This window comes from Paraglaciecola algarum, from assembly GCF_021532655.1.
Classification (GTDB): domain Bacteria; phylum Pseudomonadota; class Gammaproteobacteria; order Enterobacterales; family Alteromonadaceae; genus Paraglaciecola; species Paraglaciecola algarum.
Genome location: NZ_JAKGAS010000003.1, coordinates 424604 through 441653, shown reverse-complemented (window position 1 = coordinate 441653; position 17050 = coordinate 424604). Strand labels below are relative to the sequence as shown.

Genomic DNA, 17050 nt, shown 5'->3' with positions numbered 1-17050 from the left:
GATACTAGGTGGTATTACGATTAAATAAAGGAACAAGTAACGAATATGTTGCTGTTATTTAATGATTGTATGCTAGCCTCAAGAAATTATTCGGTAGTGAGCCATGCTCACTATTTTGTGCCGAGTTGTAACATCCATAACGGCTGTTGATCTGCCTGTTGATCGACAAGTTTAACCTTTTAACTAAATGTGATTTTAATGACCTACGATATTTTTATTTGGATTGGCATTGCAGTCTGTGTCACGCAGTCGGCAATATTTTCTGGCTTAAACCTAGCCTTTTTTAGTTTGAGTCGTTTACAGCTCGAAGTCGAGGCGCAACAAGGGCAAAAAAGTGCCAAGATCATTCTTTCTATGCGAGAAGATTCTAACTTTCTATTATCGACTATTTTGTGGGGAAACGTATCGATAAACGTATTACTCACACTATTATCTGACTCGGTTCTAGCTGGTATGTATTCGTTTATGTTCTCCACTATAGTGATCACTTTTTTAGGTGAAATCTTTCCTCAAGCGTATTTTTCACGTAATGCCTTGTCTGTTGCTTCTAAACTCACACCTATTATTAAGTTTTATCAGATTTTGTTGTTTCCAGTGGCCAAGCTAACGGCACTTGTTTTAGATGGTTGGTTAGGCCGAGAAGGTATTACCTATTTTCGTGAGAAAGAGTTAACCGCAATTATTAACGCCCATATTGAATCAGAAGATACGGATATGGAACATGTACAAGGTGTTGGGGCGTTAAATTTTCTACAGGTTGATAAAATTACGGTTAGTCAGGAAGGTGAGAGCCTTGATCCAACTAGTGTGTTAAAAATGCCATGTAAATTGGATTTGCCTATTTTACCTGAAGTGGGCAGTGATGAATTTCAAGCGTTTAGTTTTGAGGTTAATCGTTCTGGTCATAAATGGGTGTTGCTTACAAATGAAAATAATACACCACTATTAATGTTAGATGCTGACGGGTTTATTCGGGCTACTATTACCGAAGATGCTAATAAAGATCCCTATGCCTATTGTCATCGACCAGTGATTATAGACAACGAAGAATGTTCGCTTGGCGAAGCGATGAAACACCTTAAACTTGCTCATGATTTAGAGCCTCAATCAGATGAAGTCCTACAAACTGACGTTATCTTGGTTTGGTCAGCCCAACCACGGGTGATAACGGGGGCAGATATACTTGGACGCTTGCTTAAAGGAATTGGCAGTACTGACAACAAAGATGGTAAAGCAGAGATAGTCGAATAAATATGCTTGATACTTCAGTTGATAAATTGGTTCTGAAAAATAAACCCTATTCTAGTTCAGAAGAGTGGTTGAATACTGCTAGTCATGCATCTGGTTTTATCGCTGCGATTTTGGGATTAATTTTTTTACTTATGCGGGTAGATAACCTATTCGCACAAGTTGTCTGCTTTGTTTACTGTTTATCAATGATGATGATGTTTCTATCGTCGACCTTATATCATGGAGTCTCTAACCCTATATTAAAAGCCAAGCTAAAAACGCTTGATCATAGTGCTATTTATGTGTTGATTGCGGGCACTTATACACCCTTTATGCTGCTTGTTGTTGGAGGAACTTTAGGCCTAGTAGCCATTTCACTTATATGGATAATTGCCTTGTTTGGCGTCGCATTTAAGTGTTTTTTTGAGCATAGATTTCCTAAATTATCTTTGCTTACTTATTTATTGATGGGCTGGCTAGCCTTAGGATTTATATATCCTTTATATCAACAATTAACTTCTAATGGGTTTTGGCTGCTAGTGGCTGGTGGTTTTTGCTATACAGTAGGAGTGGCTTTTTATGTGGCTAAATCTACTCGTTATACCCATGCGGTTTGGCATCTGTTTGTGGTCGCTGGATGTGTTTGTCATTATTTTTCTATATATCAAAATGTATGATCTAAAGTAGTTTAAAAGTTTGCTATGCAGGTCTCATATCGCTTAAGCTTACTCTCCTAATAAATGTTAAATTTATCTTCGGATCAAGTGACTCAATATTATGTATGAAAATTATTACGGCCTTAATTCAAAGCCTTTTCAATTAACGCCAGACCCTAGTTTTTTCTTTGGTAGTAAATGGCATAAAAGAGCCATGTCATATCTACAATATGGTTTATCTCAAGCCGAAGGTTTTATTGTGATTACTGGGGATATTGGTACCGGTAAAACCACTATTGCTAACAGTTTATTGGATCAAATGCAGCAAGACATAGTTGCAGCGCAAATTGTTTCACCTAAATTAAGTCCTGATGAATTGGTCAAAATGGTCGCTAGTAAGTTTCAAGTAACTACTAAAGGTAGTACTAAGACTGATATTTTAAATGATCTTGAAGCTTATTTAATGAGCTTACATAAAGAAGGCAAACGAGCACTTTTATTAGTTGATGAAGCTCAGAACTTACCCTTGGAAACTATCGAAGAACTGCGTATGTTGTCGAATTTCCAGGCCGAAGGTAAACCTTTATTGCAAAGCTTTTTGTTAGGCCAAGAAGAATTACAACCGATTTTACGTGCACCTAATATGGAGCAGTTTAGACAACGGATCGTGGCGAGTTGTCATTTAGCTCCACTTACAGAAGATGAATGTAAAGCTTATATTGAATATCGAATGAGTCATGCCGGTTGGGATGGTAAAGTGTTATTTTCCGACGAAGCATTCGATAATATTTTTCAATTCACTACAGGTGTGCCCCGCAGAATAAACACTTTGATGGACAGAATATTGCTCTATGGGTTTCTTGAAGAATTGGAAACATTTAGTGGCGAAGCTATTGAGTGTGTTATCAAAGAGGTCTCTGAAGAAATGTTCCGCCCTGAAAAGGCGCCACAAGTAGCTGATTCAAGTGCAGTTAATCAGTCTGACCAGCCCACTGGAATTTTAGATCTGCCTACTGCAGAAGGCCAGGTCAAAGACGTAGAATATTATAAAACCATGTTAACTGAGTTAGTCGATGCCTTAGATAATGCTTTGAGCCAAAAAATAAAACTTACCCGGTACATTGATAAGTTATTACAGAAAAAATATAAAACTTACGTAAGATTGAAGTCTGACGATTAACTTAACTGGTTCTGGTTGCTTTTGTTAAGCAATAGTAAATTACAAATCGGTAGACTATTTTCCCAAAAATACAAGATTAAGGTAAAAAGTTAATTTTTTGTAAAAAAAAGCTTTCTTTATGGAACTTATCGGGTACTATTCTGTCCGATGATCATAAATTGCTAAATAATAATTAATTTGATCACACTAGTCTGTTTTTTGGGAGGTGTTTATGAAACACGATTTGAATGACAACGGACATACATCAGAAGAGTTTTCTGGAGGTCTGTTTTTCAAGGAACGACGTAAAGCTTATTACCATGGAAAGTACCATAAAAGAATGTTTTCACTGTTATTAGTCGTGACAGGTTTTGCGATATTGATGGCAAAACAAGGCGTGTAGCTTCGCTTATGTATTCTTTGAAAACGCTAGTTGTTTACAACTGGCGTTTTTTTATGCCTGCGTTTTATGCTTGGTATAGTTTTGATTGAATAAATTCAGCCAATTTGGCACATGCCTGTGGGTGTTGGGTATTTCCTGTGAATAAACATATTTTAATACGCCCTAACGGCGGTAGGCTGGTATGTTGGATAATATCTAACTCTTTGGGCACACTGCTTTTTGCTAAAGCACTGATACCCAAACCTTGTTTGATAGCAGCAGTAATACCGCTTAAATCAGCGTTGGTGTAACTAATGCGCCATGCTTGGGTTTGTTGTTTTAAAGTATTAATTATCCGAGTACGGTAAACACAACCATCTGGCGCTACCACTAAAGAAATCGTGTTTTCTCCATAGGAGTTAGACTTATCACCCACCCAGACTAAATCATCATCAAGTAAAAGTTGCCCTGCAACTTCTGTGTCTGGATTACTATTTGGGTTGACTAGGGCCATGGTTAAGTCGAATGTATTTTCGTTGTCTTTAGATAATAGGTTTTTACTTAAGGCGGATGTGACTTCTAGTGAAACTTCAGGATATAACTTACTAAACTCACCAATAATACTCGGTAATAAGGTGGTGGCAAATTCACTGGGGATCCCTAAACGAATCCTACCTTTTAATAGTGTTGGTTGAAATTGACTGAATAACTCGTCATTTAATGCAAGCATCTTTAAGGCTGTTTTATATAGTTTAAGCCCCTCGTGATTGACTATCTGCCTCTGGCCTTTTTTATTAAACAAACGTATGGATAGTTGCTGCTCAAGACGTTTAATTTGTAAACTAATAGCAGGTTGGGATTTACCCAATACATCACCAGCCTTAGCATACCCGGCTTCATTTACCACAGTCACGAAGGTGCGTAAATTATCTAAAGATAGTTGCTTCAAGCTCGCTCCCTTGTTTTAACAATCAGTTTAAAAGTCAGGTTAATAATTATTTAAATAAGTAATTTAAATGATTATACATATATACATTAATAATTATTATGTATAGATAAATTATTTCAATTTGTTGTTAGTTTCTTGACTGCCTATACTGCTTTCATTGATTACATTCGAGTCGCTCTTCACATGCCAAATAAAACGGTTTTACACGCTAAACATTTAGAATCGAAAGCCAAAATGGTTGATTTTCATGGCTGGGAAATGCCCATTAATTATGGCTCGCAAATCGAAGAGCATCACGCAGTGCGCCAAGACTCAGGTATGTTTGATGTATCGCACATGACAATTGTGGATGTCACAGGCGTTGACGCTCAAAACTATTTACGCTTCCTGTTAGCCAATGATGTAGCCAAATTACAAGACAAAGGTAAAGCTTTGTATAGCGGTATGTTGAATCATGCTGGTGGCGTGGTAGATGACCTTATTGTTTATTACTTTTCGACTGAAAATTACCGCTTAGTGGTGAATTCAGCTACCCGCGAAAAAGATATGGATTGGTTGCTTAAGCAAGCAGCAGAGTTTGATGTAGCTATTACAGAGCGTCCAGAGTTCGCCATGATAGCCGTGCAAGGTCCGAATGCAAAAGCTAAAGCAGCTGAGTTGTTTTCTGCTGCTCAAAAAGAAGCGGTAGCTGGAATGAAAGCATTTTATGGTGTGCAAGCCGAAGACTTATTTATTGCTACCACGGGTTATACCGGTGAAGCAGGGTACGAAATAATGGTACCTAATGCTGACGCCGCTGATTTTTGGCAAAAGTTACTTGATCTAGGTGTTAAACCATGTGGTTTAGGCGCACGAGATACATTGCGCCTTGAAGCTGGCATGAACTTGTATGGCCAAGATATGGACGAAAACACCTCGCCACTTGCCGCAAATATGGCTTGGACAATTACTTGGCAACCTAACGACCGAAATTTTGTAGGTCGAGAAGTATTAGAGCAACAAAAAATAGACGGTACCGACAAGCTTGTAGGTTTAGTCATGACCGACAAGGGTGTCTTACGTGCTGGCCAAACAGTCAAAGTAGCCGGGGGCGAAGGTGTGATCACTTCGGGGACTTTTTCGCCTACTTTAGGTCATAGTATTGCTTTGGCTCGTGTGCCTGCATCAGTAACAGAAAATGCTGAGGTGGAAATCCGTAAAAAGTGGGTTACAGTAAATGTAGTTAAACCTAGCTTTGTCCGAAATGGCAAAAGTGTTTTGTAATTTAACTTAGCTTGAAATAATAAAAAAGTCTTTTAACCGTCATACCAGTTTGGTATTTATAAAATTCGTTGATAATTATTAGGAACAAGAATGAGCAATATTCCAACAGATTTACGTTATGCCTCCACTCATGAATGGGTACGTCCTGAAGGTGATGGTGTTTTTACCGTCGGTATTAGTGAGCATGCACAAGAATTGTTAGGTGACATGGTGTTTGTTGAATTGCCTGATGTTGGCTCAGAAGTCGCTACAGGTGATGATGTAGCCGTGGCTGAATCGGTTAAGGCTGCATCAGATGTGTATGCACCTCTTACTGGTGAAGTGGTTGCAATTAACGAAGATTTAGAAGATTCGCCTGAACTAGTTAACTCAGACCCATACGGCGACGGTTGGTTATTCCAAATTAAAGCGGAAGACCCAGAAGAAGTTGAAGCTTTATTAGATGCAGAAGGTTATGAAACCAGCATCGAAGACGAGTAATCACCTCATACCAAGTGCGTTTTAATTCATTGTATTAACAAAAGGTTTACTGTTAGTGGGTAAACCTTTTATTTATTCCCTTATTTTTAGTCTGGAAGTCATATTTAGTCATGTCATTAACTCATTTTTCTTTATCTCAACTCGAACAAAAACAGGATTTTATTCGTCGTCATATTGGTCCTAGCGAAGCTGAGATGGACGAGATGTTGTCTGCCATTGGCGCAAGCTCCTTAGATGACTTAATGCAACAAACGGTACCCGAAAGTATTCGTTTATCATCACCGATCAATGTTGGCGAAGCGCACACTGAAACTAAAGCATTGGCTCAATTAAAAGAGATGGCCAGTCAAAATAAAATTAATCGTTCGTACATTGGTATGGGCTATTACAACACTTTAACGCCTAACGTTATTCTACGAAATGTATTAGAAAACCCAGGTTGGTATACCGCTTATACTCCTTACCAACCAGAAATTGCCCAAGGTAGATTAGAAGCACTACTAAACTTCCAACAAGCTACAATCGATTTAACGGGCATGGAACTGGCCTCAGCCTCTTTGTTAGACGAAGCAACAGCAGCAGCCGAAGCTATGGGGCTAGCCAAACGGGTATCTAAAAATCGTAAGGCTAATATTTACTTTGTGGCCGATGATGTACATCCGCAAACCTTAGACGTAGTACAAAATCGGGCGGATATGTTTGGTTTTGAAGTGGTAGTGGGCAAAGCAGTTGAAGCTAGCGAGCACAATATATTCGGCGCATTATTACAATATCCAGGCACGTCGGGTGCGATAAATGATATTGAAGACATTATTAAAGCGGTACAGGCAAATAAAGGCATAGTGGCAGTGGCTGCCGACTTATTGAGTTTGGTATTACTTAAGTCGCCAGGTGAACTAGGTGCCGATGTGGTGTTAGGTAGTGCCCAACGATTTGGTGTGCCTATGGGTTACGGCGGTCCACACGCAGCATTTTTTGCCACTCGAGATAGCTACAAACGCTCTCTGCCTGGGCGGATTATTGGTGTGTCTAAAGATACCCGTGGTCGTCCCGCATTACGTATGGCTCTGCAAACCCGTGAGCAACATATTCGTCGCGAAAAAGCCAATTCTAATATTTGTACAGCTCAAGTGTTATTAGCCAACATGGCTTCATTTTATGCGGTTTATCATGGCCCAGAAGGTCTTAAAACAATCGCCTCTCGTGTGCACAGATTTGCTGATGTTTTAGCCGCTGGGTTACAAAAATCAGGTTTTGAATTAGTTAATAATACTTGGTTCGATACGTTAAGCGTGAAAGTAGGTACTAACAAACAAAAAATCATATCTGCCGCTTTAAAGCAAAACCTAAACCTTCGAACAGACGTTGATGCTGTGTTAGGTATTAGTTTAGATGAAACCACTACCCGAGACGATTTACAGGCTATTTACCAAGCCTTTGTAGGTGCAAACGTAGAGTTAGACATTAAAGCATTTGATACTGAGATAGTAGAAAAAGGCAGCCAATCTATCCCAGCCGAATTAATCAGAACGAGCGAGTTTTTAACCCATTCAGTATTTAATAGTTACCACAGCGAAACTGAAATGTTGCGTTATATCAAATCCTTGGAAGACAAAGATTTAGCCTTAAATCATTCTATGATTTCCCTTGGCTCTTGTACTATGAAGTTAAACGCCACTGCTGAAATGTTACCAGTGACTTGGCCTGAGTTTGGTCAACTGCATCCGTTTGCTCCCCTTGACCAAGCACAAGGTTATAAACTCATGATTGATGAGTTAAGTGAATGGTTAATTGAAATAACCGGTTACGACGCTTTGTCTATGCAGCCCAACTCTGGTGCTCAAGGTGAATATGCGGGTTTAATCACGATTCAAAAATACCACGAAAGTAATAACCAAGGGCACAGAAACATCTGCCTAATCCCAAGCTCAGCTCATGGCACTAACCCCGCATCTGCACAAATGGTTAGCTTAAAAGTGGTAGTGGTTGCCTGTGATAAAAACGGTAATGTGGATCTAGCCGACTTACGTAAAAAGGCCGCTGAAGCAGGTGAAAACTTGTCTTGTGCCATGATCACTTACCCGTCTACCCATGGTGTTTACGAAGAAACTATTCGCGAAATGTGTGACATAGTGCACGAGTTTGGCGGTCAGGTTTACATGGATGGCGCCAACATGAACGCCCAAGTAGGTGTGACATCACCTGGCTCAATTGGCTCAGATGTATCTCATTTAAACTTGCATAAAACCTTTTGTATTCCCCACGGTGGTGGTGGCCCAGGTATGGGGCCAATTGGTGTAAAAGCCCACTTAGCGCCGTTTTTACCTAACCACAAAGTAGTAGGTGTTGAAAACACAGGTGACACTAAAGTGCGCGAGGGTGGTTCATCAAACAGAATGGGCGCAGTATCTGCGGCACCTTGGGGCAGTGCATCTATTTTGCCAATTAGTTACATGTACATCAAAATGATGGGTGGCCAAGGCCTGAAAAAAGCTACCGAAGTGGCTATGTTAAATGCCAACTATGTAGCGAATAAACTCAGTAGCCATTACCCAGTGTTATACCGTGGCCGTAACGACCGTGTTGCTCATGAATGTATTATTGATTTGCGCCCGCTTAAAGAATCAAGTGGTGTAACAGAAATGGACGTGGCCAAACGCTTAAACGATTATGGTTTTCATGCCCCCACTATGAGCTTTCCAGTAGCGGGCACCTTGATGATAGAACCGACTGAGTCAGAAGCCAAAGCTGAACTAGATAGGTTTATTGAAGCCATGGTGAGTATTCGTCAAGAAATAGCCAAAGTAGAAGCAGGGGAGTGGAGCGCAACCGACAACCCACTGTTTAATGCACCACATACACTAGATGATATTTGTGACAGTGAATGGACTCGTAGTTATGATAGGCAACTAGCCGCTTATCCAGTAGCAGCAGTGGCTCGTAACAAGTTTTGGCCATCAGTTAATCGGATAGATGATGTTTATGGGGACCGCAACCTTATTTGTAGTTGTCCTTCTATAGAGACGTATATGGGAGACTAGTTTTTACGTCATCCTTGAAGCCTCAGCTGCATTGCCATCGCTACTCGCCCAAATCACATAGGACTACTATGCTCATCGGGTCTCTTAGCTCGGCAGCTTTGCTGATACTCCAATGATTCAGTAGAAACTGGACAAGTTATAGATTAAGAAAACGAGTTTAGGCTCGTTTTTTTGTTTTATAACAGGCAAAAAAAAAGCCCAGATAAAATCTGGGCTAAACACATACTAGAGACACACACAAAATAAAACACACACTAAATAGGACTCAGGTTTTTTGATTTAGTTCTCGCCATCGTAAAATAAAATTAATTTATTTTACGATGGGTGATGAGATAATTCCGGTTAATTGCACCTTTACGTTTTTCAACGAACCTCACCCGCAGGTATGTATACAGGAAGCGTTTAAATTCCACTGACAATATAAAATTTTACCAAGATCAAAAGCCCTTTATAAAAGCGTTCAATAAAATTTAGCTAGGTATCCGTATTTAGAGATTTTGTTTACTGATAAGAGCTGAGTATCGACTCGCTCTTATTTTACTAACGGATAATCAGAAATAAGGCTTTCTAGGGGTATTTGTAGTTGTTGGTGTAAGTTGCGGATCATTGAAATACTGAGTTTTCTTTTTTTGTTTAAAATCTCAGATACTCGGCTTCTTTGCCCTAATGCCGACACTAAATCTGCATCGCTAAGGCCCTGCTGCTCCATTCGAAACTTTATGGCCGCCACAGGATCAGGCGCTGCAATTTCAAATTGCTTCTTTTCATATGACTCAACTAACGTGGCCAACACATCTAATTCATCAGCCTCAGCAGAACCCGGCCGAGCATCCCAAAGCTTTTCAATCGTAACCATAGCAAGTTCATAGTCTTGCTGGTTCTTAATAGGTTTTATATTCATGCTCTCTCCGATATTTCCCATTATGGGAATGCGAGCTGGTGCTGTCAATTCGTTTCTAAATTAAAATGGGTGTTTTGTTAATTGCTTTCAACGAACCTGACCCCGCAGGTACGATTGCACCTTTACGTTTTTCAGCGAACCAGCCCCCGCAGGTATGAAGAGTTACATTATATTAGGAGGAGGGGAGTCGAAGTATTCTTTCCAATAAACCTTCCATAATTCATTTATACAAAATACGTTACCTGAACCAGCGGTTTTCGACATCAACGTAAGCCACGGCATTTTTTCTATCTTGCCTTGGTCTCTTAACTCTCGGGAAATATTATTCGGTTTCTTAGGTTTACTTTCGTGAATCAAATACTCATTGATTATGTTTGTTATTTGTACCCCGGTGCTATATTCATGATTTTGTGCCTTTCTTATTATTAAGGCAACAAATATGAGAGGCTTGAAGATAGAATTATCAATCTTTTTATTTTCGATATTTTTGGGTATTCCATCCAAAAGGGAATCTGGTACGCTGCTCTCTAATTCTTTTTTACTATTTAAATTAATTACAGCCAATGTTAAGTCTTTGGCGGAATTAACAAATGAAAAGCTCGTTTGATGTTGGTTGTAATAACTCTGTAATTCTAGAATAGAATGTTTCGCTGAAGCGAAACAAGCCGCGGGGATTTCTACATAAGTATCTTCATTATTCTTACTGGATGCAATTAGTAATGCTTTTGGGTAGCCTTGAGTACCAATTAAGTCAACGTAACAACCATAGTCTAGACTATATATGTTGAATCGTTTACCTGCCATAGTTGAAACGGAAACTCCTTGTTTTAGTATGTGTAATACTCTGGCATCGTAAAGGTAATCAATTAATTTATCTTTAGAGTCACATGACAGTAAGAAGCCTCTAGTTTTTCTAGTACTGATGACTTCTCGAATAATCCAATCTAATAGCTCTAAAGCTTCAGCGTTCGAATTTAACTCATTATGCTTATCGGTATGATAAAAACTTCTAGCAGCTTCTCTTATATGTTTAATTGCTATTTTGCTATCCGCAGCTTTAAATGCTGCCTTGGACAAAATATTAATCGCATCTCTTGGACTTCCCTCGGATGCGCGGACAAACTCTTCAAAGGAAGATCTTTGGGTAAAAATATGGTTGATAAATTTTGTTTCATCTAGGCTACAAATGTTATTTGTATCGATTGCTAGAGCATGTTTGTGTATGAGGTTTTTAAAAAAACTTTTCGCGGTTTCGTAATTATTTTCAAAGACTAGGAATTCATCTAAGTCTATTACTGAAGACACATCTACACCGAGTTCGAATCCGATGAAGCTTTGAGTTTCAGTTGTTTTTCTAAAATTTGCTCGCATGGGGGTTGTCGCAATTTTTACAATTACTCCATTGACTGGGAACAGGACTTTCCTAAGTAAATCTGCTACATATGGTTGAAGTTCGTAAGGGATGCTGCCCCATTCATCTAGCAGAATCCAAAGCTCGTTTTCAGGCATCAATTTTACTAGTTTTTTTACACTTTTAATTAACAAACCGAAGTGAATACGAAGGTTTTCATAACCAGCTCTAGTTTGTTTTGCTGAGGCTTTTTCTGAGGATCCTGTAGTTTCCGATAGTGAGGCGGTGAGACCTTTTGACGAACTTGCTGTTAAATTATATTGTAATTTATTTGAGTGATTACTTTCAGATTGTGATTCTCGTTCAATAGTTCCGCAAATTTCTATGTTAGTTATGCATTCTACAAATTCATCTAAAATTGGAACTACTGCAGACAAGTCTATCTCATCTGATTCTGAAACTGTTTCCAATATAGCTTCGTGTACATTGCCTAATATGTCGGACAGCAACCTTAACGCTCGGTCTTTTTCAGTATATTCGTTGTTAATATAAAAGCTCTGAGAAGATCCTATAGTCCTTAGGTCTATATTAATGGACACGCGACCATTTATATTATTTTTAGTATTTAAATAAATTAGTGCATGAGTTTTTCCAGTACCCTTTCGGCCGTAGATGACTTGGTTTTCATAATTTGAAATCATTGATTGCAAAGAGCCAACGTCAACAAATGAATTTACTAAATGTTCGACCTTTTTAGTTCTTTCAGCTCTTCTTGAAATCGCTGCGAGTATCTGATTAATTTTCTGCATTAATTTACTTGGCGTATTTTTTTGGGCTAACTCATCTAACAACTTATTTTATTAAATGTCAACAAAAACAACTGGTTATAATAAAAGTTGATAGGCCGAATTTAATGCTTAATAGTTTGTCAGTGGCGCAGCCATGCTTTTGATTTTCTCGCGACTCCAAGTTCGCCGAGCAACGCAGTCAAATAGAGGATAAATTACATAGATGTAATTTGAGCAATGCCTGTAGGGTGCAGATCATTGCGACCTTTATTTGGCAAGTCGCGCAGGCATAAGAACTTGGTTTTAGCGCGGCTTTTCTTGCTTACTTCTTTGAGCTGTTGCAAAGAAGTAAGTTGGACGAAATGGATTTCGTTTGAAAAAAGTCATGGATGACAATAAGCGCAGCGCATAAAGTGGCGAAGCCATTATCTCAACTGTTCACGATACTATTGAGTACATGAACATAAACATCCATCACTCTTGGCCATTTTTTAAGAAGTATAATTCAGTAAACCCCATTTTTATAAATTCGGCATCTCTAAAATTTCTTACTGTAGCTTTGCCTTTACTGATGGCGGCAATTTGCTGCTCAGTTTGCAAAAAGTGGCTAAGGTCTACTCCTTCAGCATCGGCCACTGCCTCATGCATATTTTGATGGCGGCTGTAAGAAAAACTGATTTCCTTTGCCACACCATTAAACTTATAACGTACTTTATGGGCCATTTTCTACTTACCTGAGTCTACCAATTGCGAAAACTATTTGACCGCCATTATAAACTTAAACAATGGTGCTTATTCAATAAGCTTAACAAAAAGCATAAATGTCGGGGTTAGAGCAAGGATCTGCGGGGGCAAAAAATTAAAATGTTTGTCTGTGTAAATATTGGTTTCTGTAAATGTTGAGCCATTTTTCTCTGTACAGCGCAGCGTTCTGTGATCTCCGCGGTTACAACTCCTTGCGGCATAGCCGTTTTTTTACTAATCACTAGCCTCTATTTACTAGTTTCTATCCACTAAAATGTAATCAATAATTCATGTAGATTAATTAATCTAAACTCAACTAAGAGATAACATTAAATTCATAAAAATGTCATCACAATTTGTTTACTAATTCGGCAATATTGTATTAAAATCCGCCAACTTTTTTCACCGGTTTTTAACAGGATATTTTTATGACAGCAACACAGGTCTTATCAGAAGATTTAACGGGCTCTGAAGCATTACAAATACAGCAACCTTGCGGGTACCGCATTCACAATAATCAGATTTCTATTGATGTTTCAGCCATTCAAAACAATCGTAATGCTGAAAATATCAGTGGTACCCTGGCATTAGAACTTTGGGCTCTAAGACAACCTTACTACAGCGGACAATTTGATGGCGTAGCTTTGGCGGGAACAGCCATAGGAGAACTGTTGGATCAGCATTATGTGGGGCCTAGTGTTTATAACTTAGAATTTCAAGAGCCGCCGACTGGGCAGTGGTACATTTGCCTTATGTTGAGAGAGTGGACAGAAAATGGCTATATTACTCGTGACGCTGTTAATTTTGACCTTCCTTATATTTCAACTTGGAAGCCTAGCATTATAGATGGCGGCGCCAATACGGTGATCCATGTCGATTTTGCCAATCTTGAAATTGAACCGCAAAGCAATTCAGTAAAAAGTGAAGCTGCTACCGACACAAACACCAATACTAGCGTTGTTGAAGAAGTTGAAGAAGTTGAAGAAGTAACAGCGAAGGATATGCTGTCAACGGCAAAGGCGGCCCCAAAGACAACTAATAAAAAAGCTAAAGCCAGCAAAACTAAGAAACCCTCAACCAAGCATAAGGCAACTAAAGCTAGCGCAGTTTCTATAAATCGCGCGGAGTTAGAACAAGTTAGAGCGATAAAGGGAGTGTCAGCAACCGTTGCGCAGAACATATTAACCGACCGCCCTTTTAAAACCTTAAACGATTTGTTGAAGGTGAAGGGAATTGGGCCTAAGTTATTAGAAAAAATTAAAGGCCAGATTAAACTCTAAGCATTTTCATGTTTGTTGATGGGAGGCTCCGGACCAATTTAGAATTGAACTGGTTTGGACCTAGTCCCGCAGATAAAACAGCTTGAGGTAACAGCCCATTTTTCCCTTTATTTGGCATGTTACACAGGGCTAGTCTTGCTCGAGAGACATTCATCTTTTCTCAGTGATCTCTGTGTGCTCGGTGGTTCAAATGTTCTAGTAACCTAGCTAGGCTCTTTCTATTGTCTATTTACTAGCCGCTTCGTTTAACTTGCCACCGCTTTTATCTAGTCACCACTTTTATCTAGTCACAGACGTAGGTATATTCAGCCAATGAATGTAATTGGTATAAGTTAATTAGGTGATTATGACAGATGTATTTTTACGGGCGGTTGCGTTAATTGAGCAAGATGATTGGGATGGCGCTCATGAGTTGGTGCAACATGAGCCTTGTATGTTTGGCTCTTTGTTACATGGCTTTTTACATCGAATTGAAGGTGATCTTTCCAATGCCGCATATTGGTATAGGCGAGCCAATCAACCTTGGTTAGAAAATAGTAACGAAGAAGAATTAGCTAGAATTAAACAATTATTATCTAAACACTAAGGCTTGTTGAGTCATGGCTTTAATCCCGCAGGGCTAGCCATTGTTTTTATCTTGCCAATCCGCTGTTAGCTGCACACTGTCTAGTATCTACTAACTCGTCACTTCTTCTAACTATGATCCTTCACTAATTCAAAAAAAATAAATATAAAAAATGATTTTTAAATATAAATTTATTTAAGTGGTGATAGATTATTTCTATATGCTTAGGAGATATATAGAAAGTCGATTTTAGAAGAGTGAGCATGAAGCAAGTATTGTTAGCGCTATTAGGTTTGTTTTCTGTTGGGGTTGTTGCGGCAAAGCCAATGAATGTTATTTTGATTATGGCAGACGATATCAGTGCCAGGGAGTTTCCGATGTATGAGTCGACCAAATGGTATGGTGATCGTCGGGCACAAACCCCAGTGCTGGACAAGATAGCTGCACAAGGTGGCAGTTTTATTGAAACGGTTTGGGCCAGTACCATTTGTAAGCCTACCCGTGTGCAAATCATGAACGGCACCTATGCCCATCAAAATAAGTATTGGGATAACAGCCATATGGGCGGCAATAGTCACACCCAATATGTCGCCTATCAAAGCGCGCCGATCACCCTAGGGAATATGAGCCGAGATGCGGGCTATGCCAATATTTGGGTGTCTAAAACCCATAACACTGACGGCGCAGATACCCTTAGTATGGGGTTTAATGAGGGTGTATTTAATCCTGCTGAAACTAAACGTGCAGGCTGGAATCCATTTGGCACGCCGAATAAGAATCCTTATGAGATTTTCAGAACAGCGGATCCTAAACACTGGGATCACAAGTCTTTTTACTGGTGGCCTGAAATACAGCTTATCAATCATCCGGATCATCCAGCTGATCCCTATAAGTATGTCAAAACCACATTGAATGATTATGCGCCGGATCTGGAGATGGAGTATATTTTTGATTTTATGGATCGTTCAAAAGAATCGGGAAAACCATTCTTCGTTTATCACACTCCGCATTTAGGTCATACGGCCCGTGATCCTGCTGTTGAAGACAACCCAACACATTGGGTACCCACACCTAAAATCACCTATAACCAAGACGAGGGGGAGTTTGGAACCTATACCCGCGCCGATGCAAAATATATTCGGCAAACAGATGGAAGTTATACCGCAAAAAATATCACACCTGAAGGGATCAGTTATCACCTAGAGTATCTCGATTACCAATTATGGCAGTATCTGCAAAAACTGCAGGATATTGGCGAGCTTGAAAATACCGTGATTATATTTACCGCCGATAATGCTACTCAAGGTTGGGGAAAAAGTTCGGTTCATCGCCAGAAAGGCCCTCATGTGCCTATGATGATTTATGCGCCAGGGGTAGAGGGACTCGTTCAAGGACGGCAGAATATCCAGGCTGATTTGACGGATGTGTTACCGACATTGGCTGACATAATGGGCTTCGAATTTCCTGAAGGCTACGACAAGCTAGATGGAAAAAGCATGTGGCCGTACCTAACCGGAAAAACCAATAGGCACCGTGATTACATTTACGCGATGCGTCTTGACGCTCAGATGATCCGCAATGATAAGGTACTCAGGGACGGATATGGTGTCTGGTATGACGCAACCAAGACGCCGGCTGACTACGACAGTTTTGTTAAAATAAATGATCTTCCAGAAGGTGAGCATAAAGCCATGTTACTGGCTGAAAAAGCAAAGCTTGAGCCCATGCTGGCGCAATACAATCTTTATAACACGGATTCAGAAGCACCATTGCCGCCAGCCGATGCAGACGGTGATGGACTATCGGATGAGTTTGAGAATAAATATGCAGTGTCAGATGCCTTTGATGATCCTGACGGTGATGGGGTCGACAATTTTCACGAATTTGTTTTCGGAACAAACCCAAAGGATCCTACATCTCCAAGTGCAGAGCAAAAACCGCATTTAATTGAAGTCAGTGATGCACAAGGTGAATATGTAGCGCTTGAATTTCAGCGTAATGATGCGCTGGGTTATGATTACTTTTTTATAGTAGAAGGCAGCACTGACGGCAGAGCATGGCAAGACGGCAAAAATTGGCAAACTGATGGGGTGGTTCAACAATACAGTACTCGTTCTAACGATGATGGTACGTCTAGTGTAATAGCTCGAGTCGCAGCTGATAAAAGCAAAGCGCTGATTAAAGAACTACGACTGAAAATATTGAAACCTAAGAAGCGCAAGCCCCGAAAGTATAAAAATCTGTTGAAATAGTTATCTAAT

14 protein-coding genes are annotated in these 17050 nt (G+C 39.6%); 10 read left to right on the top strand and 4 right to left on the bottom strand.

Going from position 1 to position 17050, the window contains the following annotated elements; genetic code table 11:
- Positions 1–198 precede the first annotated feature (198 nt).
- From L0668_RS08120 to L0668_RS08105, 4 genes are all read left to right on the top strand, one after another.
- Positions 199–1251: a DUF21 domain-containing protein gene (locus L0668_RS08120; RefSeq protein WP_235311641.1), complete on the top strand. Its 1053-nt coding sequence runs from the start codon at positions 199–201 to the stop codon at positions 1249–1251.
- A gap of 2 nt (positions 1252–1253) precedes the next feature.
- On the top strand, positions 1254–1907 hold the full coding sequence (gene trhA, locus L0668_RS08115) for a PAQR family membrane homeostasis protein TrhA (RefSeq protein ID WP_235311640.1): 654 nt from the start codon (positions 1254–1256) through the stop codon (positions 1905–1907).
- A gap of 100 nt (positions 1908–2007) precedes the next feature.
- Positions 2008–3066: an XrtA/PEP-CTERM system-associated ATPase gene (locus L0668_RS08110; RefSeq protein WP_235311639.1), complete on the top strand. Its 1059-nt coding sequence runs from the start codon at positions 2008–2010 to the stop codon at positions 3064–3066.
- Positions 3067–3277: 211 nt separating this feature from the next.
- Positions 3278–3448 (top strand): hypothetical protein, encoded by a 171-nt coding sequence (locus L0668_RS08105; protein ID WP_235311638.1) that lies wholly within the window; start codon positions 3278–3280, stop codon positions 3446–3448.
- A 64-nt stretch (positions 3449–3512) separates the two neighbouring features.
- Here L0668_RS08105 and L0668_RS08100 read toward each other — a convergent pair whose 3' ends face one another.
- Complete coding sequence (locus L0668_RS08100; protein ID WP_235311637.1) at positions 3513–4376, bottom strand: LysR family transcriptional regulator; 864 nt, start codon at positions 4374–4376, stop codon at positions 3513–3515.
- Between the two features lie 183 nt (positions 4377–4559).
- On the opposite strand from L0668_RS08100, the gene gcvT reads away from it, so the two are divergent.
- The 3 genes from gcvT to gcvP all read left to right on the top strand — a co-directional run bounded on the left by gcvT (position 4560) and on the right by gcvP (position 9160).
- A complete protein-coding gene (gene gcvT, locus L0668_RS08095; RefSeq protein WP_235311635.1) occupies positions 4560–5639 on the top strand; it encodes a glycine cleavage system aminomethyltransferase GcvT in 1080 nt (359 codons plus the stop codon).
- 90 nt (positions 5640–5729) lie between these two features.
- The gene (gcvH, locus tag L0668_RS08090) at positions 5730–6119 is read left to right on the top strand and encodes a glycine cleavage system protein GcvH (protein WP_235311633.1); all 390 of its coding nucleotides are present in this window, start codon (positions 5730–5732) and stop codon (positions 6117–6119) included.
- A 110-nt stretch (positions 6120–6229) separates the two neighbouring features.
- Complete coding sequence (gene gcvP, locus L0668_RS08085) at positions 6230–9160, top strand: aminomethyl-transferring glycine dehydrogenase (protein ID WP_235311631.1); 2931 nt, start codon at positions 6230–6232, stop codon at positions 9158–9160.
- 532 nt (positions 9161–9692) lie between these two features.
- On the opposite strand, the gene L0668_RS08080 is transcribed toward gcvP, so the two are convergent.
- From L0668_RS08080 to L0668_RS08070, 3 genes are all read right to left on the bottom strand, one after another.
- On the bottom strand, positions 9693–10061 hold the full coding sequence (locus L0668_RS08080) for a helix-turn-helix domain-containing protein (protein WP_235311629.1): 369 nt from the start codon (positions 10059–10061) through the stop codon (positions 9693–9695).
- 162 nt (positions 10062–10223) lie between these two features.
- On the bottom strand, positions 10224–12263 hold the full coding sequence (locus L0668_RS08075) for an ORC-CDC6 family AAA ATPase (RefSeq protein ID WP_235311627.1): 2040 nt from the start codon (positions 12261–12263) through the stop codon (positions 10224–10226).
- A 411-nt stretch (positions 12264–12674) separates the two neighbouring features.
- The gene (locus L0668_RS08070; protein ID WP_235311626.1) at positions 12675–12923 is read right to left on the bottom strand and encodes a DUF2960 family protein; all 249 of its coding nucleotides are present in this window, start codon (positions 12921–12923) and stop codon (positions 12675–12677) included.
- Between the two features lie 449 nt (positions 12924–13372).
- On the opposite strand from L0668_RS08070, the gene L0668_RS08065 reads away from it, so the two are divergent.
- The 3 genes from L0668_RS08065 (at position 13373) to L0668_RS08055 (ending at position 17041) form a co-directional block, all read left to right on the top strand.
- The gene (locus L0668_RS08065; RefSeq protein ID WP_235311625.1) at positions 13373–14224 is read left to right on the top strand and encodes a ComEA family DNA-binding protein; all 852 of its coding nucleotides are present in this window, start codon (positions 13373–13375) and stop codon (positions 14222–14224) included.
- A gap of 346 nt (positions 14225–14570) precedes the next feature.
- Positions 14571–14810, top strand: a complete 240-nt coding sequence (locus L0668_RS08060; RefSeq protein ID WP_235311624.1) for a hypothetical protein — start codon at positions 14571–14573, stop codon at positions 14808–14810.
- Positions 14811–15052: 242 nt separating this feature from the next.
- The gene (locus L0668_RS08055) at positions 15053–17041 is read left to right on the top strand and encodes a sulfatase-like hydrolase/transferase (RefSeq protein ID WP_235311623.1); all 1989 of its coding nucleotides are present in this window, start codon (positions 15053–15055) and stop codon (positions 17039–17041) included.
- Positions 17042–17050: the final 9 nt, after the last annotated feature.